This window comes from Rothia mucilaginosa (assembly GCF_964211445.1).
GTDB lineage: Bacteria > Actinomycetota > Actinomycetes > Actinomycetales > Micrococcaceae > Rothia > Rothia mucilaginosa_E.
In genome coordinates this window covers 43,176-68,751 of the sequence record NZ_CAXOQT010000006.1, presented here as the reverse complement: position 1 = coordinate 68,751, position 25,576 = coordinate 43,176, and the positions used below count along the sequence as shown (strand labels likewise).

General features: G+C 60.3%; 18 protein-coding genes. 5 read left to right on the top strand and 13 right to left on the bottom strand.

All coding sequences use genetic code 11. The features are described 5' to 3' along the window. The first annotated feature begins 128 nt into the window (after positions 1-128). A complete protein-coding gene (locus tag AB8E48_RS02560) occupies positions 129-1,565 on the top strand; it encodes a glyceraldehyde-3-phosphate dehydrogenase (RefSeq protein WP_368885653.1) in 1,437 nt (478 codons plus the stop codon). 137 nt (positions 1,566-1,702) lie between these two features. On the opposite strand, the gene AB8E48_RS02555 is transcribed toward AB8E48_RS02560, so the two are convergent. The 4 genes from AB8E48_RS02555 to AB8E48_RS02540 form a co-directional block, all read right to left on the bottom strand. Continuing rightward, complete coding sequence (locus tag AB8E48_RS02555) at positions 1,703-2,899, bottom strand: putative glycoside hydrolase family 15 protein (protein ID WP_368885652.1); 1,197 nt, start codon at positions 2,897-2,899, stop codon at positions 1,703-1,705. Continuing rightward, positions 2,889-4,604: a GT4 family glycosyltransferase PelF gene (pelF, locus tag AB8E48_RS02550; protein ID WP_368885651.1), complete on the bottom strand. Its 1,716-nt coding sequence runs from the start codon at positions 4,602-4,604 to the stop codon at positions 2,889-2,891. The genes AB8E48_RS02555 and pelF overlap by 11 nt, the downstream gene beginning before the upstream one ends. A 33-nt stretch (positions 4,605-4,637) precedes the next feature. Next, positions 4,638-5,993, bottom strand: a complete 1,356-nt coding sequence (locus AB8E48_RS02545) for a hypothetical protein (protein WP_368885650.1) — start codon at positions 5,991-5,993, stop codon at positions 4,638-4,640. A gap of 451 nt (positions 5,994-6,444) precedes the next feature. Then, positions 6,445-11,334 (bottom strand): NAD-glutamate dehydrogenase, encoded by a 4,890-nt coding sequence (locus AB8E48_RS02540; RefSeq protein WP_368885649.1) that lies wholly within the window; start codon positions 11,332-11,334, stop codon positions 6,445-6,447. A 240-nt stretch (positions 11,335-11,574) separates the two neighbouring features. Between AB8E48_RS02540 and AB8E48_RS02535 the strand changes: the two genes are divergently transcribed. Beyond that, positions 11,575-12,489: a shikimate dehydrogenase gene (locus tag AB8E48_RS02535; protein ID WP_368885648.1), complete on the top strand. Its 915-nt coding sequence runs from the start codon at positions 11,575-11,577 to the stop codon at positions 12,487-12,489. 84 nt (positions 12,490-12,573) lie between these two features. Here the strand turns inward: AB8E48_RS02535 and AB8E48_RS02530 are convergent, their stop codons facing one another. The 6 genes from AB8E48_RS02530 to AB8E48_RS02505 all read right to left on the bottom strand — a co-directional run bounded on the left by AB8E48_RS02530 (position 12,574) and on the right by AB8E48_RS02505 (position 19,728). Beyond that, positions 12,574-13,866: an MFS transporter gene (locus tag AB8E48_RS02530; RefSeq protein WP_368885647.1), complete on the bottom strand. Its 1,293-nt coding sequence runs from the start codon at positions 13,864-13,866 to the stop codon at positions 12,574-12,576. 254 nt (positions 13,867-14,120) lie between these two features. Next, positions 14,121-15,320: a hypothetical protein gene (locus AB8E48_RS02525; protein WP_368885646.1), complete on the bottom strand. Its 1,200-nt coding sequence runs from the start codon at positions 15,318-15,320 to the stop codon at positions 14,121-14,123. A gap of 155 nt (positions 15,321-15,475) precedes the next feature. After that, positions 15,476-16,351, bottom strand: a complete 876-nt coding sequence (locus AB8E48_RS02520; RefSeq protein WP_368885645.1) for a glycosyltransferase family 2 protein — start codon at positions 16,349-16,351, stop codon at positions 15,476-15,478. A gap of 48 nt (positions 16,352-16,399) precedes the next feature. Further along, positions 16,400-16,777: a DUF2304 domain-containing protein gene (locus tag AB8E48_RS02515; protein WP_060824149.1), complete on the bottom strand. Its 378-nt coding sequence runs from the start codon at positions 16,775-16,777 to the stop codon at positions 16,400-16,402. A 2-nt stretch (positions 16,778-16,779) separates the two neighbouring features. Further along, on the bottom strand, positions 16,780-17,523 hold the full coding sequence (locus AB8E48_RS02510; protein ID WP_070689886.1) for a glycosyltransferase family 2 protein: 744 nt from the start codon (positions 17,521-17,523) through the stop codon (positions 16,780-16,782). A gap of 183 nt (positions 17,524-17,706) precedes the next feature. Next, on the bottom strand, positions 17,707-19,728 hold the full coding sequence (locus tag AB8E48_RS02505; protein WP_368885644.1) for a DUF6541 family protein: 2,022 nt from the start codon (positions 19,726-19,728) through the stop codon (positions 17,707-17,709). Between the two features lie 396 nt (positions 19,729-20,124). On the opposite strand from AB8E48_RS02505, the gene AB8E48_RS02500 reads away from it, so the two are divergent. The 3 genes from AB8E48_RS02500 to AB8E48_RS02490 all read left to right on the top strand — a co-directional run bounded on the left by AB8E48_RS02500 (position 20,125) and on the right by AB8E48_RS02490 (position 23,497). Further along, on the top strand, positions 20,125-20,667 hold the full coding sequence (locus AB8E48_RS02500) for a flavin reductase family protein (RefSeq protein WP_368885643.1): 543 nt from the start codon (positions 20,125-20,127) through the stop codon (positions 20,665-20,667). Positions 20,668-20,779: 112 nt separating this feature from the next. Beyond that, positions 20,780-22,009 carry an acetylornithine deacetylase gene (gene argE / locus AB8E48_RS02495; protein WP_368885642.1) on the top strand — a complete coding sequence of 410 codons (1,230 nt, stop codon included), beginning with the start codon at positions 20,780-20,782 and terminating at the stop codon, positions 22,007-22,009. Positions 22,010-22,489: 480 nt separating this feature from the next. Then, entirely contained in the window at positions 22,490-23,497 is a 1,008-nt protein-coding gene (locus tag AB8E48_RS02490; RefSeq protein WP_368885641.1) for an MIP/aquaporin family protein, read from the top strand. Positions 23,498-23,658: 161 nt separating this feature from the next. Here the strand turns inward: AB8E48_RS02490 and AB8E48_RS02485 are convergent, their stop codons facing one another. The 3 genes from AB8E48_RS02485 to AB8E48_RS02475 all read right to left on the bottom strand — a co-directional run bounded on the left by AB8E48_RS02485 (position 23,659) and on the right by AB8E48_RS02475 (position 25,436). After that, a complete protein-coding gene (locus tag AB8E48_RS02485) occupies positions 23,659-24,093 on the bottom strand; it encodes a HEPN domain-containing protein (RefSeq protein ID WP_368885640.1) in 435 nt (144 codons plus the stop codon). A 40-nt stretch (positions 24,094-24,133) separates the two neighbouring features. Further along, on the bottom strand, positions 24,134-24,679 hold the full coding sequence (locus AB8E48_RS02480) for an ArsR family transcriptional regulator (protein ID WP_314657241.1): 546 nt from the start codon (positions 24,677-24,679) through the stop codon (positions 24,134-24,136). 115 nt (positions 24,680-24,794) lie between these two features. Then, a complete protein-coding gene (locus AB8E48_RS02475; RefSeq protein WP_368885639.1) occupies positions 24,795-25,436 on the bottom strand; it encodes a VanZ family protein in 642 nt (213 codons plus the stop codon). Positions 25,437-25,576: the final 140 nt, after the last annotated feature.

The window sequence follows — 25,576 nt, the reverse complement described above, 5'->3', positions numbered from 1 at the left end:
TGAGGGTCTGGAGGGGTTCACACGGGTTAGACTTAAACCGACGCCGGGTCTTAACGCCCGGCACGGTATTGACGCGACAGCATCGTCGCGCCTACCCTCCAACGACGAAGTTAGGAAGAAGGTCATACGTGACGACTGCAACCGCTACCTGGGTTAACCGTGAGGCTACCGCAGAGGAGCTGATCCCCCTCATTGGTAAGCTGCACCGCGAGAACGGCGTGGTGCTGAGCATTCACGGCCGCAGCCTGGTCAACAAGTCTGTCATTGAGCTGCTGAAGCTGCACGATTTCGTATCCCACATTGATGGTGCGCCCCTGAACCCCGCGCATTCCCTCGAGCTGGTTCGTGCTCTGACTGAGCTGAACCTGGGCGCGTGCTCGATTAACATTGCTGCTCTGCACAAGGCACACCACGATGCTGGCTCCCCCGAGCTGTCCATGTGGCTACCCGAGCAGCTGGGTTCCTCCGTGAACCACCAGGGTGACCAGCCGAAGGAGCAGGACGTTGTGCTGTACGGCTTCGGTCGTATTGGTCGCCTGCTGGCTCGTATTCTGCTGGAGCGTTCCTCCTCGCCGCTGGGTTCTGGCCTGAACCTGCGCGCTGTTGTGGTGCGTAAGAACGGCGATAAGGACCTGGTCAAGCGTGCGTCCCTGCTGGAGCGCGACTCGGTCCATGGCCCCTTCAAGGGCGTTATTGAGGTCGACGAAGAGAACAGCACCATCATCGCTAACGGTGTTCCGGTTCGCTTCATCTACTCTTCGGACCCGACCACTGTCGACTACACCGAGTACGGCATCAACGACGCCCTGCTGGTGGACAACACCGGCCGCTGGCGCGACGTTCCGGGCCTGGAGCAGCACCTGAACCGCCCCGGTATTTCTCGTGTTCTGCTGACCGCTCCCGGTAAGGGCGACATGAAGAACATCGTGTTCGGCGTGAACGACAACGTCATCACCGATGAGGACAAGATCCTCTCCGCAGCATCCTGCACCACCAACGCAATCACTCCGGCGCTGAAGGTTCTGGATGACGCATACGGTGTGGAGCGCGGCCACGTTGAGACCGTTCACGCGTTCACCAACGATCAGAACCTGATCGATAACTTCCACAAGGGTGACCGCCGCGGCCGTTCCGCTGTGCTGAACATGGTCATTACCGAGACCGGTGCTGCTAAGGCTGTTTCGAAGGCTCTGCCGCAGCTGGAGGGCAAGCTGACCGGTAACGCTATCCGCGTTCCCACCCCGGATGTCTCCATGGCAATCCTGAACGTGAAGCTGACCAAGCCCGCAGGTTCCGCTGAGGAACTGAACGAGCTGTTCCGCCGCGAGTCCATTGACGGTGCTCTGCGCCGCCAGGTGGGCTACTCGGATTCCCCCGAGGCCGTTTCCACCGACTTCGTGGGCTCCCGCACCGCGGGTGTTGTGGACTCGCTGGCTACCGTGGTGACCGATGACTCCGCAATTGTCTACGTCTGGTACGACAACGAGTTCGGTTACTCCTGCCAGGTGATTCGCGTTCTGGAGCGTATGGGCGGCTACGACGTGCCCTCCTACCCCGCTAAGTAGGTCACCCCAGCTCATCTGACACACATATAACGAACCCACCGGTACATATAGCCATTTGGCTATATTGCCGGTGGGTTTGTTTATGAGGTTATATGCGCTAGCAGTACGCTCACAGGCGGTACTGTGCAAGCGGCGATTTACGCCTTGCGGCGGTACACCACACCCTGATGCGCCCGTAGCGTGAAGCTCGAGGGCACCGGGCGGTTTGCCGCATCCACCAAGCCGGACGGGACCTTCACGATCACATCCTTCGAGCCGGTGTTCAGGGCAGCCCAGCCGCGCGTAAAGGCACGAGTCTGAGCGGTCTTCTGAGCAATAATGCCGCCGACCGGATCCCCCAGGTCATAGGAAAGCTCCGGGGCGTGCGGGATCTCGTCGTAGGCGTCGTGGTGGGTTGCGCTGATGCCGGTGAAGGCGCCTCCACCAAACACCCAGAAGCCCGCCAAGCCGTACAGGAAGTTCTCATCCGTACCGGTAATAGCAGCCTTGCGGTTGCTGAGCGGGGTACGCAGAATCGTCACCTTCTTCTGCGAGGCGGCGCTACGGCCACCCAGACCCGCAAAAGTAGCACCCAGGTTCACGTCGCCCGCCGAGCCGTTCGCAATCTCACGACCCTGCATCACGGCATACGGCGAAGACAGGTAGTCGTTCGGACCCCAGCCGAGCCACACCTCCTCAAAGCCGCCACCGTAGGCGCTGTGACGCTCCCACTTGCCCCAGCGCAGACGCGCTTCAGCAATATTGGGCACCAGAATCTTGCCGATCTTATTCAGCTCAATACCGGCGTAAGCAACCAGAAAATCCAGGTGCTCACGGATCTTCGTCATGGACTCCACGCCCTGGATGGGCAGGTCCAGACCGTAGTAGTCGTTCTCCACGTCGTTATCCGCCATGACCCCGTCGAAGGGTGAGTCGCGCATTTCGCGCACCACAGCGTCCACCCAGTGCCAGCGGTAGTCGGCGTTCCACACCTGCATCTGGAAGTGCTTGGAGTAGCCCTTCCACTCGATGCGGTCACCGTTGAGGCGGTGGGCAAAGAAATCCTTACCGGAGTTCGCCATGGACTGCGCCAGCGGGTAAGACACACCCGAGGAATAAATCGGGCCGGGCTCATAGGAGCGGGTGGAAGACAGGCACTTATACGCCAGTACCACCATTTGAGGTGCACGCTTCTTCAGGTAGCGTGCTGCGTCCAGTTCCCAGGGCTGCAGGATTGCGACAGAGTAGTTCTTGACCGCAAAATCGAGCTGCTGCTGGGTAATGGGCTTGCCGCCGTAGCGGACCCAGGCACCAAACTTGCCGGGTCCGCCCAAGCGGTTGAGTTTATTCGCCATCGTACTCCGGGTCGAATTCGGGGGCGCGAGGGGGCAACTTGCCCAGCTCGCGGTAAATCGTGTTGTAGCGGTCCATGACCAGTCGCAGCTGGAAGAAGCTGACAATACGGTCGTAGGCGTTCACACAGTAGCGTTCGTAGATGCTGGGTTCCTCCATGAGGGTGCGCAGCGCCGCCGCGAAGCCGTGAATATCACCGGGGATGGTCAAGATACCGCAGTTACCGATTTCGTGGCCGTCGGGGGCGACCAGCACATCGTCGATGAGCTGGGACATACCGCCCACGTCGGTGCTGACCAGCGGGATGGACGCAGCCATCGCCTCGAGCGCCACAATCGGCTGACCCTCATTGTAGCTGGGCATGAGCAGCAGGTCGAAGCGGTCGAGCATCGCACGCACGTTCACGGTGCCGTGGAAGGTGATGTACTCGCCCATGTCGAGCTCTTCGATGGTGCGCAGGCACAGCTCGTAGTACTCGGGCAGGTGGTCCTTGGGGCCGAGCACGTCCAGGTGGAAGTTCACCAGGCCCTGATCGCGCAGCACCGCGAGGGAGCGAATCAGGTCGGTCAGGCCCTTAATGGGCACCACGCGGGCGATGAACACGAAGCGCCACACGTGGCCGCGACCCTCAGCGAGGATGCGGGCACGTGCCGCCTGACGGGCGTAGTAGGCTTCCGCCACGGACTCGATGAGCATACCGTTGGGCAGGATGATTGCGCGGTCCTTCTCGCCCTCGTTCATCTGGTCGATGGGCGCACCGATACCGCGTGCCTCTTCCAGCGCCTTGGGGTACAGGTAGGTTGCCATGTCGGCGCTCGGGTAGCAGAAGCGACCCATTTCCACGAACCAGACGCACCAGGCACGCTCGTCGAGGGTGACCGGGCCCAGGCCGGGGTGCTCGCGCTCCTCGTTGAGGAAGGCGTAGTCGGTGGTGACAGGCTTCGCCATGTTGCGTTCGAGCTTGGTGTTCACGGTGTCGCGAATGTAGAGGTTGTGCTCGGTCAGCAGGAAGCTGGTGCCGTGGTCACGTGCGGCAGCTGCGGCGATGAGTGACGCGTAGCCGGTGGTGTGGGCGTGGTAGACGCGGGCGTGCGGCATCCGCTCGTGCAGGATTGCGAAGAGGATGGAGACGAAGTCGCGCACCTTCCAGAAGAGCTCACCGAAGGGCACCTCGGAGAAGAAGCCCAGGCCCGCAATAGCCTGCATGAACTCGCGGGTTCCGAAGAGGCCGAAGAGGTTGTAGCTGCGGGTTGCAGGGTTGATGCCCTCGTCGTAGAGCTTCCAGAGGGGGTTCACGTCGCCGGCGATGAGGGCGCTGAAGCCGTCCATGAGGCGCTGAGTGAGCGCCTGACGCTCCGCAAAGCTCATGCGCAGTGCGGAAGGGTCGCAGGCTTCCGCGAAGGCCTCGCGGTTGACTTCCAGGCTCAGGTACAGCACCTTGACCCACTTGACGTTCTCGGGCATGCCGTAGAGGTCTTCGTGGGGGGAGTTCTTATCCCAGGCGATGTGAATGATGCCGTAGGTCAAATCCGGGTTTTCGCAGACGATATCGTGCACCACCGCGGACACACCACCCTTGAGGTAGGGGTAGGTGGATTCCATGATGATGGCGACGTCAACGTCCGGGTATTCGGGGTCGCTGTAGTGGGGGCCGGGAGCCGGAAGCTGCAGCGGCGCGTAGTGGTTTCGGTACATCTGTTCAGTCATTGTCGTATGTATCTTTCGCGGACCGTGCGTTTCTTACCAGGCGAGGGCTCGACGCCAGAAGAGGGAGTACTCGGGGGCTGCCCACGCCTGACGGTAGACGCGGTAGCAGGCGAAGGCGAGTACTGCCTCGCCCACGATGATGGGCAGGTAGCCGGTCTCGTTGGGCAGGATCATGAAGGAGATGAAGAGCAGCACCAGGTGGGCTGCGGAGAGCAGCTGCACGGTGACGTACATGGTCATGTACTCGATCTGGTAGATCAGCAGTGCCACTGCAACGAAGAGGAACGCCACGACCAGCCCGGAGAGCGCCAGCGGGTAGGACTGCGGCAGGAAGATGAACATCAGGATGCCGGTGACAATAGCGCTGGCGATGTAAATCAGCAGGGAGTTGCGGATAGCGTGGTTGGAGGCGCGCAGAGCCTTGGAGGACTCCTCCTGAACACCCTTGTAGGGCAGGCGGTCGAAGATGGTCCACAGGTGCTGGATGCTTGCGTTGACGCGGTCTGCCTCCACCACGAAGAAGTAGTTGTAGGCGATAACGCAGGGGATCAGGCTCAGGTAGATTGCCACGACGTTGATTTCGCCGCCGGTGACCAGGAAGAGCATGTACTTATCGGCCCAGATGATGGAGCCGGTGAAGAAGCCGCGCAGGGCATCGAGTGCAATGTCCTTGAGCGGGATGCGTGCGAAGTGCAGCAGGTGTACCAGGTCCTTGCCGAGGCTCACCAGCAGGATGATCGAACCAACCAGCGGCGGCAGGAACCAGATGACGGGGTAGCAGAGCAGGGCGAGAGAGTAGCCGAGCCACGCGATGAACCAGATGATGCGGTTCTTCGCGAGGTTCGGAATGACCAGCAGCTGCGCGAATGCAATGTTAAGAACGCCCAGGACGAAGAACGCACCGAATGCAGTCGGGCTCCAGTGAAGGACGAGGGCGACCGGAATTGCGAAGAGCAACACCAGCGGCATGGTCATGAAGAAGAGGTAGAGCCAGTTGCGGGTGAACGCGGTCAGGTCGGTAATGTCCTGGAACTGCGGCTCGGACATGCGTGCGCGTACGGCGCGTGCTTCGGCGCGCTTGAGCTGGTGCTCAAGGGTTTCAGCGTGAATACGCAGGCCTTCGCGGGCGTCCGCAATCTTCTTGTGCTCCATCTGGATAGCACGGTAAAGGGGCAGGCAGGCTGCCTGGCTGAGCCAAGGAACGGTAATGGACGCTGCCAGGATCACCTGAATCAGGGGTACACCATCGAGGTTGTACCGGTTAATCGTCGGAGTGACGATGGGGAAGATGGTGGTCAGCAGTGCGACCGGAGAGACGTAAAGCAGAAAGTTAATGAGGAGGCGCCATGCGTTGTTGCTTTTTTCCTCAGTACCGTGGTTGGTAGACAATCTTGCAGACTTTCAGTCGATAATTGTAAAGATTAGGGGCAGTGTGTTTTACCAGCACCGTGTGACGTGCCAGAGGGAATACTTGTCGTGCCGTGAAGTACCGGGTCCCAATGGCTTGCGCTGATGCCGCCGAGAATCAATATACGGCATATATCAACTAAAACCTTTGGTTTCCTTAACCCTCTACTTGATATTTGAAGGGATTTAGGACACACCCCCACAATGTGCATCATGCCGAAACACAAAACGCCTAGTGAGTGTGACATTCTGAGCAATATACACATTGTGCAATAACCTTTGGGGGCGTCTCCACCCAGAGTATCCCTACGCAGAGTGTCACTATGCAGAGTGTCCCCACCCAACATGCTCCTGCGCAAAAGCATCCCGGCCCCTCCCCAACCGGGAGGGAACCGGGATGCTCTAAGCGGCGACCCTAACGGGTCTTAGCTGATTAGGATGCGCTCGAGAGAGTACGCAGTGCCACGGACACTACAGCCAAGCGCGGGTGACCGGATGCGTCGAGAGCGGCCTCGCCAATCTCCTTCAGGATGCGGTCGATGTTGCCGACGCGGGTCGGGTGCTCTTCAATCCAGGTAGCCAGCGCCTGCTGTGCACCGTCCACGGTGGAGAAGTCGCCCTTCGCGCCCTCAGCCACGGACAGTGCCAGCTCCGCTGCGGTCTCGTAGAGGCTGCCGCGCATTGCCTGACGTGCCAGGATCTCCCAGCGGTCGCTGCGGGGCAGGTCGGAGATGAGGCCGAGCAGCTCGTCCACCTTGAAGCGGTCGTAGGTTGCGAAGTAGACCGGTGCCAGCGAAGCTGCCTCGAAGTCGTGGTCGCGTGCCGAACGGATAACGTCCAGCAGGGCGTAGCCCTCGAAGCCGCGGATCCAGATGACGATGAGCTCCTCGGGCAGGCCCCATGCCTCGCCTGCGTCGCGCTTTGCACGGACGCGAGCGCGGGAGGTGCCGGAGAGGTACTCGGGCAGGTTGTGGCGCATCTCGACGACGGAGCCGAAGTTCTCGAGTAGCTCGGAGATGGTGGTACCAGCCACCACACCGCGCTCGGTGATGAACCAGCGGACCGCACGATCCAGAACGCGCTGGCCGTCGCGCAGGACGGTGAACCATGCATCCAGCGGGGTCTTCGGGGGCAGTTCGCGGTGCAGCTTAGCTGCGGTGCCCAGCTCGAAGAGCTCACGAGCGACGATGAAGGCGCGTGCGACGGAATCAATACCGACGTTGAACTCCTCCATCACGCGGTATGCGAAGGTGATACCGCCGATGTTCACCAGCTCGTTAGCGACGCGGGTGCAGATGATTTCCTTACGCAGCGGGTGCGAGTCCAGGTGCTGACCGAAGCGCTCGACCAGTGCTGCCGGGAAGTAGCTGCGCAGAACGCCTTCCAGGTAGGGGTCGTCCGCGAAGTCGGTCTGCTCCAGTGCGTGGGTGAGGTAAATCTTCACGTACGCAGCCAGGACGGACAGCTCGGGGCGGGTCAGACGGTCGCCGGTGGTCTCCAGGCGCTCGTCCAGCTCCTCGTCGGTGGGCAGGAACTCGACGGCACGGTTCAGGCCGGCGTGCTCTTCCAGGTCGTGCATGAGGCGCTTGTACAGGTTGGTGCCCAGGAAGGAACCGTGGAACTCGCCCTGCAGCAGGACGTTCTGCTCGACGTTGGTCTCGAGGACCTTGCCGCCAACCTCGTCCTGCAGGGACTCGATGAAGGAGGCGCGCTCTTCAACGGGCAGTTCGCCGCGTGCCACGAGGCGGTCCACCAGGATCTTGATGTTGACCTCGCGGTCACTGGTTTCCACACCTGCGGAGTTGTCGATTGCGTCGGTGTTGAGGATGACGCCGTTGAGCGCAGCCTCGATACGGCCCAGCTGGGTGAAGCCGAGGTTACCGCCCTCGCCAACAATCTTGGCGCGCAGGTCCTTACCGTTGACGCGCAGTGCGTCGTTAGCCTTGTCGCCAACCTGTGCGTTGGTCTCGGTGGAGGCCTTCACGTAGGTACCGATACCGCCGTTGTAAATCAGGTCGACCGGTGCCTTCAGGATTGCGGAAATCAGCTCGGTCGGTGCCAGCTCGGTGACGGACTCGTCCAGGCCCAGAACCTCGCGCACCTCGGGGGTGATCTCGATGGACTTCAGACCGCGAGAGTACACGCCACCACCGGCGGAAATCAGGTCGCGGTTGTAATCCTGCCAGGAGGAACGGGGCAGGTCGTACAGGCGCTGACGCTCATCGAAGGAGACAGCAGCATCCGGGTTCGGGTCCAGGAAGATGTCGCGGTGGTCGAATGCTGCAACCAGGCGGGTTGCCTTGGAGCGGAGCAGACCGTTACCGAACACGTCACCGGACATGTCGCCGATGCCGACTGCGGTGAACTCTTCGGTCTGAGCGTCGTGGCCGAGCTCAGCGAAGTGACGCTTGACGGACTCCCATGCACCGCGTGCGGTGATGCCCATTGCCTTGTGGTCGTAGCCGACGGAGCCGCCGGATGCGAACGCGTCACCCAGCCAGAAGCCGCGCTCCAGGCTGATTGCGTTTGCGGTGTCAGAGAATGCTGCGGTGCCCTTATCCGCTGCAACCACCAGGTAGTAGTCGTCAGCGTCGCGTGCGACAACACCCTCGGGGCGAACGACGGTCTCGGTGCCGTCGGTGCCAACTGCGAGGTTGTCGGTGACGTCCAGCAGGGAGCCGATGAAGACCTTGTAGGACTCGCGGCCCTCGGTGATCCATGCGTCGCGGTCCACTGCGGGGTCGGGCAGCTGCTTGGGGTAGAAGCCACCCTTCGCACCGGTGGGGATAATGACAGCGTTCTTCACCATCTGTGCCTTGACCAGGCCCAGAACCTCGGTGCGGAAGTCGTCACGGCGGTCGGACCAGCGCAGGCCACCACGTGCGACGCTACCGAAGCGCAGGTGAACACCCTCAACGCGCGGGGAGTAGACGAAAATCTCGAACTTGGGGCGGGGCAGGGGTGCGAAGTCAATCTCCTGCGGTGCCACCTTGAATGCGAGTGCGGGACGGTCAGCCAGGTATGCGTTGGTGCGCAGGATTGCGCGAACAACCTTGCCGAGGGAGCGCAGGTAGCGGTCAGCGTCCAGGGTGGGGATCTGGTTCAGTTCCTCAACCAGTGCTGCTTCGATTTCCTCACGGCGCGCGTTGCGCTGCTCATCGTTGAGACCGTTGTTCGGGTCGAAGCTGACCTCGAAGAACTCGACCAGGTGCTTGGTGATGGTCGGGTTTGCGAGCAGGGTGTTCGACATGAAGGACGGGGTGTAGCCCAGGCCCAGCTGAATCAGGTAGTGGTTCAGGGCACGGAACAGGCGTACTTCCTGCCAGGTCAGGCCCTCAGCCAGGATCAGGCGGTCCAGGGTATCGGACTCGCGCTCACCGAGCAGGTATGCGTTCAGGGCATCCTCGTAGAGGGAAGCCACAGCGTTTGCGTCCACGCCCTCGGGGAATTCAACTCCGAAGTCGTAGAGGTAGCCGTAGTCTTCGCCGTCCTCAGGCTTGAACTCGTAGGGCTTCTGATCCACAACGACCAGGCCCATATTCTGCATAACCGGCAGAAGCTCGGTGAGGGTGTGAGGTGCGGACAGGTAGGTCTTCAGTCGGGTAGTGTTGGCTTCGCCGGCTTCAACCTTGATTGCGGCGGGCTTCTGGCCCGAGAGAGATTCAAGAATCACGATATCCTCGATTGCTTGTTCTACTGTGTAATCGGCTCGGTAGGCTGCACTAGTCGCATCTGCCCAGGCTGATGCGAGTCGACGGCCTTCCGCTCCGGGTTTCCATGCCTCAATAGCAGCTGCGGTTGCTTCCACCCAGGAGCGGGCGGCTTCTTGCAGTCGCTTTTCGAGAGCTTGATGATCCGTCTTCGGCACATCGTTGGGGTTGGTGAGCCGAATGCGGAAGAATAGACGCGCCAACGATGAGGAGGACAGGTACACCTCATGGTCGATGGCACTCAAATCAAATTCCTGTCGGAACACCTGCTGAATGCGGGAGCACACGTTCGTGTTGTAGCGGTCCCGAGGCAGGTACACCACAGCGGTAATGAACCGGTTAAACCGGTCGGCACGCAGGAACAGGCGGGTCTTGCGGCGCTCCTCCAGACCCATGATGCCGCCGAAGGTCTCGGTCAGCTCATTGGCGGAAGCTTGCAGCAGTTCCAGGCGGGGGTAATCCTCCAGGGCACCCAGAAGCGCCTTGTCGGAGTAAGAACCGGGGTGGTAGCCGAGGCGGCGGCGCACCATCGCGATACGCTCACGCACTAGCGGAGTCTCAACGGCGGGCAGCGCGTACGCCTGGCGGGTGAACAGACCCAGGATGACGTACTCGCCAATCACGCGGCCATTCAGGTCGAAGCGGCGCACGCCAATGTAGTCCAGGTAGTCGTTGCGTGCGACGGTGGAGCGGGAATTCGCCTTCGTAATGTACAGCGGGCGCGGGAACAGAGCGCGCTCCAGGGTCTCACCCGAAAGCGGGATGCGGCTCTTACCCTCCGTGGTGCGCAGAATACCGAGCGCCGAACCGGGGCGGTCCACCAGGGAAATAGTGCCGGAGGTGCCGTCCAGCACGCGCTCCTTCACACCCATGAACACGAAGTTGCCGCGGGTGAGCCAGCGCAGGAAGTCCTGTGCCACCTCCACGCGGGAGGCGGGCTCCACACCGCGCGGGTGGGCAGCGTAGGACTCTTCGCCGTGGCCCAGGGTTGCGCCGCGCAGGTCGTACATGGACTGCGCCAGGTCGAAAACGCGGGTGACCATAGCATCCAGGTCGGTGTGGCAGGCGCGAACGTCAGCGAGGACGCGCTCAACTTCCTTCTCGCAGCGGCGCTGATCTTCCTCGGTGAGGTAGCGGGTCAGGCGGACCGCAATCCAGGACTCAATAGCGACCGTGGTGCCTTCGGGGGCGTTATCGCTGAGCTTGAGGGAGGGCACGCCAAGAGTGGCGGTATCGCCGCTGGCAAGGTTGCCGCGCATCCCGGTACCACGCAGGCTCAGGAGGTTACCGTCCGGGCCGCGTTCGGCAAGAAAAGTGGGGTGAAGAATGGTGACAAAACCACCAAAGTGCGCGGCGAGGCATGCGGTCAGGGAGCTGACAATGTGCGGCATGTCGTCAGTCGCGACGTACAGGGTGGTGTTATATGCATCGTTGCGTGCGGCAACGACAGGGGTCTTGGGCATACGGATTTGAGCCAGCGCACGGTGGGTGCGAGCCAAATCCTCTAACTCTGCCGGGGTGAACTCTTCACGCTCATCTTCGGGGCTGTTCAGGAAATACTGCTCGACCCATGCATCGGCGCCAGCGAAGTGTGCCATAGCCTTGTCAGTCATTGACAATCTATCCTCCGAATATCGGTATCACTTCACTGTGACGGTGTCTGTGTGGTCTCATGTGCGCCATGCGGCGCGCGAGTACTTATACCAAGCTTATACCTTTGAGATGTTTCTGTCAGACATATCGCTCTTGTGGGCGTAGAAATTATTTTTATCTTCTTCCCAACTCCAGCGCGCATTTGGTACGGGTTCAAGAAAGTAGGTGCATCTTACGAGGCGGACACGTACAGTGAAACTATGAGTTTGCGTACTGAATCCTTCCTGGTGGGCCTCATTGGTGACGGCATCACCTCTTCCCTGACCCCTCCCATGCACGAGGCAGAGGCGGACGCGCACGGCGTGCGCTACCTGTACCGCCCCGTCGACCTGGACGCCCTGAACCTGGATGGCGCCTCCGCCCCGGCGCTTCTGGATGCGGCGGCACTGCTCGGCTTTAACGCTTTCAACATCACGCACCCGTGCAAGCAGTCCGTCATGGAGCACCTGCACGAACTTTCGGATGCGGCGCGCGCCCTGGGCGCGGTGAACTGCGTGGTGATTCGCGAGGACGGCACCTTCTACGGTGACAACACGGACTATTCCGGGTTCATCGCGGGACTGAAGCGTGGCCTGCCGCAGGTGGCTGAGGATCCGGCGCGCCTGGAGCACGTGGTGCAGCTGGGTGCCGGCGGTGCCGGTAGCGCCACGGCGTACGCGCTGTGCCGTCTGGGGGTGCGCCGCCTGAGCCTCTTCGAGCGTGACGCGGCGAAGGCGCAGGGGCTGGCGGAGCAGCTGGGCGGACTCTTCCCGCAGACCCGAATCGAGGTGCTAACCGACGACAAGCGCCTCATTGAAGCTCTACTGGAGGCTCAGGGTTTGGTGAACGCAACCCCGGTGGGTATGCACGTGCATCCGGGTATGCCGTTGAGCAAGTCAGCACTGGATGCCGGAGTGCTGCGCGAGGGCCTGTGGGTTGCGGACGTCATCTACCTGCCGCAGGAGACGCAGCTGGTGCGCGCGGCGCGTGCCGCCGGTTGCGAGGTGCTGACGGGTGGCTACATGGCGGTCGGTCAGGCGGTGGATGCGTTCCGCCTCTTCACCGGACTGGAACCGAACGCCGAACGTATGGCGAAGCATTTTGAGGCACTGATTGCAGCACAGCAGGGGGTTTAGAAGGTTAAACACGCAGGTGGGGCTGGATAGCCAACTATCCAGCCCCACCTGCATTTATTCTATATACGGAATATATTGTGCGGGCTATGCATCCAGCTCAGCCAGAGTCTTCTTGTATCCCTCGCGAGCCGTCAAAGCACCTAATGCTATGAGCACGCACATGGCAACCGTGAACACGGCGGGCAGCACCGCGTTATGCAGGTCGGCACCGGCGAGGCTGGTCGCCACAGCGGGGGCAACGCCTCCAGAAATCGCGAAGCCAATCTGGGTGCCCAGCGCCAGACCGGTCACGCGCACGCGGGTCGGGAACATCTCCGCGTAGAAGGAGGGCCACACGCCGTTCGCCATGGAGTAGAGCGCACCGTGCATGAGCACGCCGTAGGCGAAGATACCCACCCAGTTACCCTCGGTAATCGCGCCGAGGTACGGGAACATCACCAGGGAGGAAGCCACCGCACCGGTAATGAACACGGGCTTGCGGCCAATCTTATCGGCGAGCATGGCGGCGAGCGGAATAGCAATCAGACCGAGAGTGTTCGAGGCGACCGGCACCAGCAGCATGGTGCTGCGGTCCAGCCCGTAACCCTTCGTAGCGAAAGACAGTGCGAAGGTCGTGAAGACCATGTTCACGGTGTTGACCATAGCGCACACGGCGATGGTGAGCACGGCACGCTTGTGGTGCTTGAAGACCAGCACGAGCGGGGACTCGGTGAGCTTCTCACGCTGCAGGTAGGCGGGCGGCTCGGAGAGAGTACGGCGAATTAGCCAGGCGGTGACCACCACGAATGCGGAGAGCCAGAAGGGTACGCGCCAGCCCCAGGTGAGCAGCTGCTCATCCGGCAGGGCGGCGAAGGGAATGAACACGGCGGTCGCCAGCAGCGAGCCGAACTGGGTGCCCTGCAGGGTCCAGCTGGTCGTGAAGGCACGCTGGTGTTCGTGGGCATGCTCCAGGGAGATGGAGATGGAGCTTGCCTGCTCACCGGCGGCGGAGAGGCCCTGAAGCATACGGCAGGCAACCAGCAGAATCGGCGCGATAATACCCGCCTGGCTATAGGTCGGCAGACAGCCAATCGCAAAGGTTGCGGCACCCATCAGGAAGAGGGTGAGCATGAGGACGAATCGGCGGCCGTAACGGTCACCGAGGGGCCCAACGATCATGGCACCGAAGGGACGTACAACGTAGGCGACGCCCACAACGACCATGGACTTGAGGATGCCGATGGCGGCGGTGTCTTCGGGGAAGAAGATGCGGTTGAGCACGATTGCGGCGGCGGTGCCGTAGACGGCGAAGTCGTAGTATTCGAGGGCGGAACCTATCCAGCTGGCGAGGGCGGCTCGTCGTGGTGATCGGGCGGGCGCGTCGGTGCGTCGGCTCATGGGTGGCTCCTTCGGTGGTGTACCCGTTGGGAGGGGCGGGGCGGCTGTGTGGGCGGCCCGCGCGGTCTGTCAATGTGCCCTTCCAGTGTAGGGAGCACACCGCGCGTTTTCCATAGGGTTACCTAAGTTCCCAAGATTTGAAGTAGTAATAGCGGACGGACACCTCCAGCTCCAGCCCCAGTCAGTTCATGAGCAATAAAAAATGAGTGGCTGAGCATAACTATTCGTCTGCTCAACCCCTCATCATTTATTTATTAAATATTCTCCAGCTCAGCGTTGCCGCTATTCGACACAGAACGCGCCTGCCACACCATCGCACCCAAATGCACTAGCAGGCCAAGCACCGGACCCGTATACAGGGCAAGAAGAGTGCGAGTCAGAAGAGGCAACGGCGACACCGCCACAACACAAGCAACTACAGCCGCCAGCACCCAACCAGCCACATACGACCGGTGCATATTCAACGCAATCACCAGCGACCCCGACAACACCAGAAGCGCCAAGAAGGCAGAAGCAAACACCAGAAGCGCAAGCACCGGAGAAGTCACCACTTGAGCGTACGCTTCAACTTCTGAAGGCTTCGGCGGATAAAGCAGACCAAACAGCCACGGTCCCAGCACATAAGCCGCTGCAGCGCCCACAAGACCCACACCCAACAGTGCACCAGCAGGCTTCGCAAAAGCACGCAACGGATGGTTCTGCTGCTTCAAGAAAGCAGACACCGCAACACCCTGAAAAGCCTGCAGAGGAATCATAATCGGCGAGCGCGTAATCGAAATCGCGAGAATCAGAACCGCCAAAATAACCTGCTGTAGCGAGTCATTCGAATCAATGCTCGCGTTCAGCAGAAGCGGCAAGCCCATCATAAGAACCGCGTTAGCAGTCGACGACCCCATCGACAGTGTGTAGTTATACAGCAGACGACCCGATGAAACATCCGCACGAGAGCCAAAAACTCGCCGCGCCTCCGGAAGCAGAAGCACCATTAGCAACCACAGAAGTACCGGAGAAACCGCTGCGGCTTCAAGACCGACGAGATGCGCAGAGACCAGACCAACCGCACAGATAGCCACAATGCGCCAAATAGCGTCAAACCCCGATACGCTCGCGAAGAGGTACCAGCTTTCCTGACCAGCAGACGCACCATAGAGAGTCATATGCATGGCGTAAAGGGCCACACCGACACTCAGAAGAAGCACACCACTAAACCCGCTCAAGGGAATCTGAGCAGGAGCCCACAGAGGGCTCGTCACTAAGGTCAGACCGCCCACAATAAGACCCACCAGAGCGCCCACAGGGGCAATACGTGCCCCAGTTTTACCATCGCGGCGTGCAGTGCCCACGGCGCGGGTAGCTTCCTGCTGGATACCTACCACCACGCCGTAGAGGGCAAAAAGGAGCGACCAGAAGAGAAGGAACTCCGTCAGGCTTTCGCCCTCCAGAAACCGTTTCACAACAACGGTAATTCCTAGAGAAGATAGTGCAGCTAAACCGGACGATCCCAAAATTGCCATCGAATGACCACGAGTCATTTTCTTCGGCTGGGACTCTGCCGATGATTCCACGCTATCTCCGTTCTCTACTGGTCGCACCTATTAGATTGAAATCTTTACTTTACGACGTGCTCGGCAAGGTTCTTAACACCCTGCCACTTCTTCGCCAGAGCCGCCTTCGGCAGCAGAGTCAGCGCGTGAGCACGCGAGGAGAAACGAATACGAGCCACGCGAGCAGCCTTCTTCCAGCCCAGGGCAGTCATCTCTTCAACCATGGTGTTGTAGTAGCGGCGCTCCTCCTCGAAGCGGGTACCCTCCAGGGCGCGCCATGACGAGTCGGAACCACCGTGACGGCGGTACATGAACGCAACCTGCGGATCGTAGTACAGGGAGCCGCCGCGCATCGTAATGTCGAGAATCAGCGCCATATCCTGGATAACGTTCAGGCCCTCGCGGAAACCGGTACCCACGATAGCGTCCTTACGCCAGCCCAGGGACGGGAAGTAGAACCACGCGCCACGCAGCAGGGAGGTGGCCAGCTCCTCGCCATGCAGAACAGCCTCACCCTTGGGACGGTAGAACGCCTTAGTCTGCTCCACCAGGGTGTTCGACAGGCCGTTGTTCTCATCAATCACAACCACGCCAGGCTGGAAGATGGACGCCTCGGGGTGCTTAGCCGCCGCGTCCACGAGCCACTGCACGTAGTTGGGGAGCATGACGTCGTCAGCACCCATGACGGTGACCAGCTCGTTCTCCACGAAGGTCAGGCACTTGCGGTAGTTCGCGTTCGCACCCAGGTTGGTTTCGTTGCGCATGTAGGTGATGCGTTCGTCCTTCAGGGACTCGAACCAGCCGGGAATCGAGTCGTCCGGGTAGCCGTCATCCACCACGATCAGGCGCCAGTCCGGGTTGGTCTGACCGACCACAGACAGCACAGCCTGCTTCATCATGGCGACGTCGCCGTAGTAGGGGAACAGAATATCAACGGTCATGGGGTATTACTCCAACTCACAAAAATGGAAAGTCTCGACAGTAAAGCTTTAAGAATCCTGCTGGTTGCGTTTCTTCGCACCGGCGGCGCCCTCCGGCTGCTCCTGAAGCGCCTTCAAAATGGCGACTTCCTCAGCCAGGATGCGGGTCTTCTCCGACAGGCGCGACAGCTCCAGGGTCAGGTGAATACTCACACCCATCAGCAGCAGAATCGACAGCAGGAACAGCAGGTTCACCGGCAGGGCTACGCCCACGAAGTCCGCCACACCATTGAGAAGAGTCGGGAAAGCACCCAACACAATGATGATGGCACCAATAATCAGCCACAGGGCGGCGTAGCGCTCCTTCATGCGCTGGTGACGTACCTGAATCACCACAAAAGTACAGACCAGAATGGCAAGGATCAAGAAGAAAACACTGGCGCTCACGGCTACTTCTCCTCGGGGCGGCGGCTCACCGAAATGCCGTAGGCAAACAGTGAACGAACCAGATAGATGGCAGACTTCAGCGGACCGGAGGAGGGAGTACCTCCCTGACGCTCACGCATATGCACCGGCACCTGACGCACCTTCAAACCATTGCTAATTGCCATGGCGGTGATGTCAATCGTGTCGCCCAGGTATTCGGCGGGCAGGTTACGGCAGTAGAAGTCGATACCGCGACGGTTCGCAATCTTAAAACCGCTGGTCACGTCCGTGAACGGGGTTCCCGCCGCGCGAGTAAACAGGAACGACAACAGGCTCATCGCCCACTTGCGCGGACCGGACACATCATAGTCCGCCGCACCATCGGCAAAGCGGGAACCAATCACGATATCGTAATCCTGCACCGCCTCAATGAGCGAGGGGATGCTCTCGGGGTGGTGCTGGCCGTCCGAATCCACCTGCATGGCGTAGTCGTAGCCCATGCGCTGCGCGTACTTGTAGCCGGTGCGCATGGCGGCACCCACACCCATGTTGTAGGGCAGGTCAATCACAAACGCGCCCGCCTCACGAGCCACGGCGGAGGTGTTGTCGGTGGAGCCGTCATTGACCACCACCAGGTCCACGAAAGGTACCGTCTCCTGTAGCTCAGTAATAGTGCCGGGTAGCGCTTCTTCCTCGTTCCAGGCGGGCATAATCACCAGCGTACGAGGGAACGTGCGGGGGGTAAGGGACGATGTGGGAGAACCCATAGGGCAGTTACCCCTCCTAACGATTGTGTCTTACCGTGCGTGCGAAAGCCGGCATGCCCTAGGGACATACCGGCTTTCATCATATCAGTGGTTCCGCGGCATCTCAGATTTGGCGACAGATTGTAGACTGCACCACTTATTCTCTGAGATACATACGCTTTATGAGGGGTGCTCGCGTACCTTCTAGTTATCGCAGGCGCTAATACGGTACAGAGTCATCGGACCCGAGGAGTACACGGGGGTCAGAACATCCGTATCAATAGCAGCCACCATGCCGTCATAGTTCTTCTGCTGAGCAGGACCGAAATTGCCCTGGTTCTCCAGGTGAACATACCAGTGAGCCTTGTATTCGTTCACTTCGCGGCAGACTTCCGGGTTCGTGCGGGCATCCTTCAAATCATTCAGGATTGCCGCGTACTTCGGCGAGGTCTGGAACTCGAAGTGGTAGCTAGTCAAGTGGCGGTCAGCTAGCGCATAAATGTAGGCGCTACCGTCCCAGGGGTTATTGACGATGGTGTCGCCCTTGGGCACGATCTTCGGGATTTCGTTAATGACGTTCATCTCATCCTGGTTCAGGATGTCGGAGGTCGGGGTCACCTTGTACCTATCCGCCACTTGCAGAGTTGCGTCATGCATTGCGGGAGTACGCGAGGACAGGCCCGCAACCGCGAGCACCAGCACCATGGAGACACCCATCATTGCCGGGGCAACCTTCGCACGCTTCTCACGCGGAATAGCGTGCATGATGCGCACGAAGATGCCCTCCACGGCGCCGCCCAGGCCGATACCAGCGAGCAGCACTGCAGGGAACACCACCAGAGCCGCCAGGCGGAAGTGGTCGGTGTACCAGGGAGCCACCATCAACAGGCGGAAGTCGCCACGCGGCACCGAAGCCGCAACAATCCACATGTAGCCGACCAGCATCCAGCTACCAATCAGCCACAGGTTACGGCGCTTGTACAGCAGGTAGCCAACACCCCACAGCGCCAAGAAGCCCAGCAGATATGCGGGCGCAAAATTACCACCCAGTGGGTTCGCGTTCTCCAGGCCCAGGAACAGGAACTGGTAGACCGCCTCGCCCTCGCTCATGATGGCGGTCCACAGGTCGCTGGCTTCCTCGCTCGGACGCAGCGCCAGCCAGATGGTGACGCATCCGGCGATGAGAGCGACCAGAACGCCGGTACCCACCAGACGCTCACGGGTGGACGCGCCACGGGTGCGCAGCACCTGCACCACGCCACCCAGAAGCATGGGCACAGCAAACACTGCGGCAGAAACCACCGCGTTCGGATGCACCAGAGCCAAACCGCCCAGGCCCACCAGAATCGTCAGCGACAGGGACAGCACGAAGGAGTACTCACGGCGCGCCATGAGCTGAATCATGTGTAGCAGTAGCGCCACGAACGCGGGCAGCAGGGCGTACCCCAGAAGGTTCGGGAACAGCACACCCCAGAACAGCAGCAGACCGGGGAACGCAAAGAAACCGCAGGTCAGAGCCGGAATGGCGAGCGCCTGCAGGGGGCGCAGATGAGGAATGCTCAAGCACATAGCAATCAGGGAGCAGGGCCAGATAATGCCCGCCGCCAGCAGAATCATGACGATGGTTGCCGTAGCAATGCTCGTGCCGGTCGTGCTGTAAATCAGGTACACGAAGTCGTGCCAGCCGGCAGGATAAAAAGTAGGTTCTTGATTCGCGGCGGCAATTGCACCCAGAGTCAGGCTGGAGGCGTCACCGTGCTCCTGAATCCAGCGAATCGCGTTCATATGGAATGAGTTATCGAGGGTCTGCGAGAACGCCTCGGGCCCAAAGACCATATGCTGGGTTGCGTGCAGGGTCAAGAAACCACCCAGCACCGCGCCGATCACGGGCCAGGCGAGGGGCACGGTATTACCCGCCCAGTTCTCTGCGGCCTCGCTGGAGGCGTCGGGTAGGGCGGAGGGCCAGCGGCGGCCCACCAGGTGCATCACACCCGCGGCGGCGGCCACCAGCACAGCGGCAACCGGCACGAAAGAAATCAGGCTCCACGGAATACCGGTCTTACCCAGCACAATCGCGGAAACAGCCACCAAAGCGAAGGACAGCAGCGGCGCATAAAAAACGCGCAGACGTGCGGGAACACGCAGCGCCCAGCCCATTGCATAGCCGGGGCCAAAAGCCAACACGACCGCAAAAAGTAGCAGCGGAATAGTTGCCAACCAGCTCATTAACCCTCTTCTCCCCACAGTTCACGCACCCGAAAACCCCTCAAAGACAGGGGTCGGCGCGCTTTCGCGTACCAAGCAAGGATACCTTAGAGCCCTCTTCACCCCCGCGAAACCCCGCGGAAGAGAGAGGGACAGCACCCAAAACCAAGCGTTCCGAACCTTTCACGGGGCACCCAGTGGAACACCTCCCGGAAGCCCCCAAACGGCGAAGAATATGACGTAATATTTCGCGCCCTACGTCATGAAAGGTGCACCTAAGAAACATAGGGCAATAAATAAGGTGTTCAGCACCCATTAGCTTTACCCTGAAACATATCTCCCCTTAACTAAAGGGTCGCCCAACGCATACACATCTGGACGAACCCTCAAACGCAGCCGCAGAAGAAAGGGTCGATCATGACCGAAACCATTGCAGCACAGGCACCCATCGCCGACACCTCCGAGCAGTTCAAGCTCGCCTTCGGACACCAGCCCGCCGGCGTCGCCATCATCACCGCAACCGACGAAAACGGCGACCCCGCAGGCTTCACCGCCTCCTCGCTGACCTCCGTCGCCGCAGAACCGCCCATCATCGCCTTCTCCCTCAAGGCAAACAGCGGCTCCGCAGCAAAGATCGCGGCTGCATCCTCCTTCCTCGTGCACATGCTCGACGCTGAGAATGTCACCATCGCTAAGAACTTCGCGACCCACGACTACCCCCGCTTTGAGGACCCCAGCACCTGGGAATTCGTCCACACCGGCGAGCCCCTCGTCCACGGCGTGCGCCGCGTACTGCGCGCAACCCCGCTCAGCCGCGTTGAGGCAGGCCCCGCACTCGTCTTCACCGCACAGGTTGAAGAGTTCATCCGCAACGACTGCGAAGGCACCCCGCTGGTCTACCACTCGCGCAACTTCCACGCGCTGGGCGACCACTCCAACGTGAACAACTACATCATCTAACCCCGCGCAGGGGTCACGGGGCGGTATTCGACGACCATGAGGCGACGAATACCGCCCCGCGGCGTACCCTGAACATAACAGCGCACAGCACCACAACGCAGAAGGAATAGTTATGACGGCTCAGACCACCCAGCCCGCATCCCTCCCCTGGCTCGAAAAGCTCATCGCAATTCCCACCATCTCCGGCAGCTCCAACCTCGAGCTCATCGAACTGCTCGAAACCGAGTTCGCCCGCTACGGCTACAGCGGCGTGCGCACCTACAACGAAGACGGCACCCGCGCCAACCTCTTCATCACCGTCCCCGCAGCGGACGGCACCACCCGCGGCGGCCTCATCCTCTCCGGCCACACGGACGTCGTGCCCGTCGCCGGTCAGGACTGGGAGGCCGACCCCTTCACCTTGCGCGTGGAGGGTACCCGCGCCTACGGCCGCGGCGTCTGCGATATGAAGGGCTTCATCGCAGTAGCCCTCTGGTTGCTGCCGCGCGTTGCCGAGGCGAAGTTGCGCGCTCCCCTGCACTTCGCGTTCTCCTACGACGAGGAAATCGGCTGCGTCGGTGCTCCCTCCCTCATTGAGGAGTTCGTGGCGCGCGGCCTCGCCCCCGACTACGCGATTGTGGGTGAACCCTCCAGCATGCGCATCATCGACGCGCACAAGGGCGCACACCGCGGCCGCGTCACCTTCACCGGCGTACCCAAGCACGGCTCCCTCGCCACCCACGGCGTGAACGCGGTTGCTGCCGCCGGCGAGTTCATCACCTTCTTCACCGACATGGCGGACCAGTGGGAAGAAGAAGGCCCCTACGACGAATCGTTCATCATTCCCCACTCCACCGGTAGCGTGAACCTGGCAAACGGCGGGCTGCAGTACAACATCGTCGCCGAGCAGGCGGTGGTGGAGTACGATGTGCGCACCCTGCCGCAGGTGACTACCGAATCCTTCGTGGAGCGCATTGACCGCGAACTTTCCGAGGTGATTCTGCCGGATCTGCAGGCACGCGCCGCACGCGCCGAAAAGCTGACCGGCGCGGAGCCCGGTAGCCTCACCTCCCGCGTGGGCGTGAAGCACGAACTGCTCGCCGCCGTACCTGGCCTCGGTACCGAAGACGACGCGCCCATCGTGCGCCTCGCCCACGAGTGGCTCGGCACCAACGACGCACCGCAAAAGGTCACCTACGGCACCGAAGCGGGCCAGTTCCAGCGCGCCGGCGTGCAGAGCATCATCTGCGGCCCCGGCGACATCGCGCAGGCGCACTCCCCGAACGAATGGATTGAGCTGGAGCAGCTGAGCGCCTGCGAGCGCTTCTTCGAGGCGATTCTCGACTGGGCGAGCACCAAGTAGCGGCCACATAGCAGCCGTGTAGCGGCGTAGAACCCAGACCACGGCGGCTGCAAGAGCCCTGTAGAAACCACAGAGAATGCCCGGGTACCTCATGCGGTACCCGGGCATTTTTGTGCTGATGGCGGGTAGTGCGGGTGGGGGTTCAAGTGTTGATTGAGCCTTGGATTTAACGGTGGATTGAACTGCGGGTTTAAGTGTGGGTTTATGGAATGAGTCCAAGGTGTGGACTATGCCCGTTTTTCCCCTCGTCCGCCACATTTATTTTTAAACGAAAAACCCGAAAAACCGCTTATGTCTAAGGGTGAAATAACACAAAAGTATTGTCTTCCAGGGGTATTCAAGGTTCCATAGATGCCAAAGGTTAAACACGCCACCCAGGCGACATAACCCACACAAAACCACACCTCCCTCACGCTCGGCACTGCACACCCGGTCGAACCCCGGTTCGCCACTCGCAGTTCACTACCTGAAGGACACCCCGTGTACACCATCAGCCCCTACCTCGCCGAATTCCTCGGCACGCTCATCATGTGCACCATCGGCTGCGGCGTCATCGCCAACGTCGAACTCCGCCGCTCCAAAGGCCACGGCGACAACTTCTTCACCATCGCCTTCGGCTGGGGCTTCGCCGTCACCTTCGGCGTCTACGCCTCCCACGCCTACTCCGGCGGCCACCTGAACCCCGCCGTGTCCATCGGCCTGGCAGCCTACGGCGAGTTCCCCTGGGAGAAGGTCCCCGGCTACATCATCGCCCAGGTCCTCGGCGCAATGGTCGGTGCCGGACTGGTCTACCTCAACTACCTGCCGCACTGGAAGGCAACCGCCGACAAGAAGATTAAGCTCGGCATCTTCGGTACCGTCCCTGCCATTCACAACTATTTCACCAACGCCCTCTCCGAAATGATCGGTACGTTCATGCTGGTCTTCTCGGCGCTGTACACCGGCGTGAACTTCAAGCCGTCCATCAGCGGCGGTGTGGAGCTTTCCCTCAACCTCAACGACGTGCTCAAGCCCCTCGCCTTCGGCTTCATGGTCGCCGTGCTCGTCATCGGTCTGGGCGGTCAGACCGGCTACGCGTTGAACCCCGCCCGTGACTTCGGTCCGCGCCTCATGCACGCCCTGCTGCCCATCCACGATAAGGGCTCCTCGCGCTGGTTCTACGCCTGGGTGCCGATTTGCGGCCCGATTGCTGGCGGTTTCATGGGTGGCGCGTTCTTCAAGCTCTACTACGAGGGTCAGGTCAGCCCGTGGCTGTTCGTTTCCAGCGCGCTGGCGGTTGTGGTTCTGCTATTCGCGTGGTGGGCTAACAGCCACCTGTACCGTGCACCCAGCTCCGAGGTCGTCCCCGAGTTTGAGGACACCCACGCTACCGCGGCGGCACGCGCGGCGACCTACACCCCGACCGGTTCCATGCCGGTCCTGCTGCCCGAAGAGGTGAAGGAGAACCGTAGCACCCGCGTCGTGAACCGCGTGACCGACGGCGAGTAGCTCTTCTCATCTAGGCTCCCCTGTCTAGGGTTTCATCTAAAAACGGCGAACCCCTCATTTTCATAACCTGACTTATGTTGTTCAGGTTATGAAAATGAGGGGTTCGTTGCGTCTACCTCACGGAAGGAGGTTCATTCAGGGGCGCCGAAAAGAAATACAGTCTAGAAAGGTCCTAGCTTAGGTACAAAAAGAGTCATCTCCTGAACGATATACTCTGCATCTTCCAAAGCCTCTTCAGCTTCTTCCACAGCTATAGGCTCATAATCCAAACCGGGATACTCAACCTCATGGCGAGTTCGACGCAAGCGAGAATACAGCTTACCCACCACATCATGAGGGCCTCGCTGAGCACGCAACGCATCACCCACCACAATATGACCTCCCCGAGTAGTCGGCCGCAGACCCTGCACCGCCAAGGCGGCAGTCATCGCCAATCTCGAACCATCATAGAGGAGCGTATAGGCACCTTCCGGATCATCAACCACCAGACGATGCGCCGTCTTTAGATGCCGGCGAGCACGCAACAACAGACCTTGAGCATGCTCACGATTTACAGCGACCCGTTCCAACTCACCGGCATTAATCAGCTCAAGCATGCGCTCCCGACCAACAGTCCAAGGACCAGGAGTCGGGGCATTAGGCTTCAGCGTCGACATCATTCACCTCCAACTGCCCAAAGAGAACCTCCATCGGGCGCGACCGCACAGTCTGCACGAAACCATCCTGCGAATTCCAAGCCTCAGGAGATAGCCGCTTTACGTTCACCTCATAGCCAAGCTTCTGCTCAGCATCATCAATAGCCTCATACAGCTTCTGACGTGAAGGGGAGCCAACAACCAGCACATCAATATCGTTCGGCACGTGCCCAGCCACCCCAGAACGACGGCTAGCCCACGAGCCATAAATAGCGGCACCCTCAATATTGGAAACCCCCTGCAAAGTATCCCGGAGTACCGGAACGGGGCCATAAGTTACCAGAATCAGCTGACGCATCGCCTGGCCCACCGGATTATCAACCTTGGCTTGCACCATACGGGTCCTGCCAACATTCTGGACGGTCACCAAACCGGACTGTTCCAGACGGTTCACCTCTCGGGAGACAGTCGGCAACGATGCACGTGTCGCATCAGCAATCTGTGACACCGTGTATTGCTGCTCAGGGTGAGAGAACAGCAATGCCATCACTTCACCCTGCAGGTCGCTACGCAAGATAGGAAGGAGACTAGGAGCAGACGTTTTCATAACATGAATTATATCAATCATGTTATGAAAACGTCTGCTATTTTTTGGAGGGGTACTAGGCCGCAGCGGATGCCATTGCCAGCACCCGATCATGCTTAGCGAGGCGGCGCTTCTGAATCGCGCGCACCACCCAGATGCATACCGCACCCAGCACCGCGCCGGCGGTGTTATTCACAATGTCATCCACATCGAAAGTACGGTAGGTAAAGCCCGCCAGACCCCAGTTACCGGTCAGCTGACTCAACTCGATGAAGCTCGAAAGCGCGAAGCCACTCAATGCAGTGGCGCGCAGACCCCACCGCAGACAACCCGCCGTAAAGAAGCCCAGGGGAATGAACATCGCAATATTGAAGAAGAGCTGCGCGTACACGGTGGTGGCGAAGCGGCGCAGACCCATGCCAGCCGTCAGGTCCCACGCCTGCTGCCAGCTCCAGCCCACGTAGAAGCGCGGGTAGTAGAGTTCGGGGTTCGTGACACTATTCGCACTACCAATCGGGGTTAGCGTCAGCGAAAGAATCGATGCAAGGAACAACGCGAAGGACGCGGTCAGCAGGTACTGGCGGATGCTGTGCGCTCGGCCGGTCTTCTTGGCGCGCAGGCGCATGCCAATAAAGCCGATGATGGAGAGCGCCACGGCGAGCACCGCAATCTCGATGGCAAAGGTGCCAATCATGTGTTTATTCAGTAGGTCCTGCATGCTGTGTGTTCCTTAGGTCGTGAGAGTGAGTTATACGCTTTCCACCTGTATATATGCCTGTTCTAACATATATTTCCGGTGGTATATAGCGGGTGTCTGTTCATGCCCGCCGCACATCATTCACCACCAGTGTAAAAGAC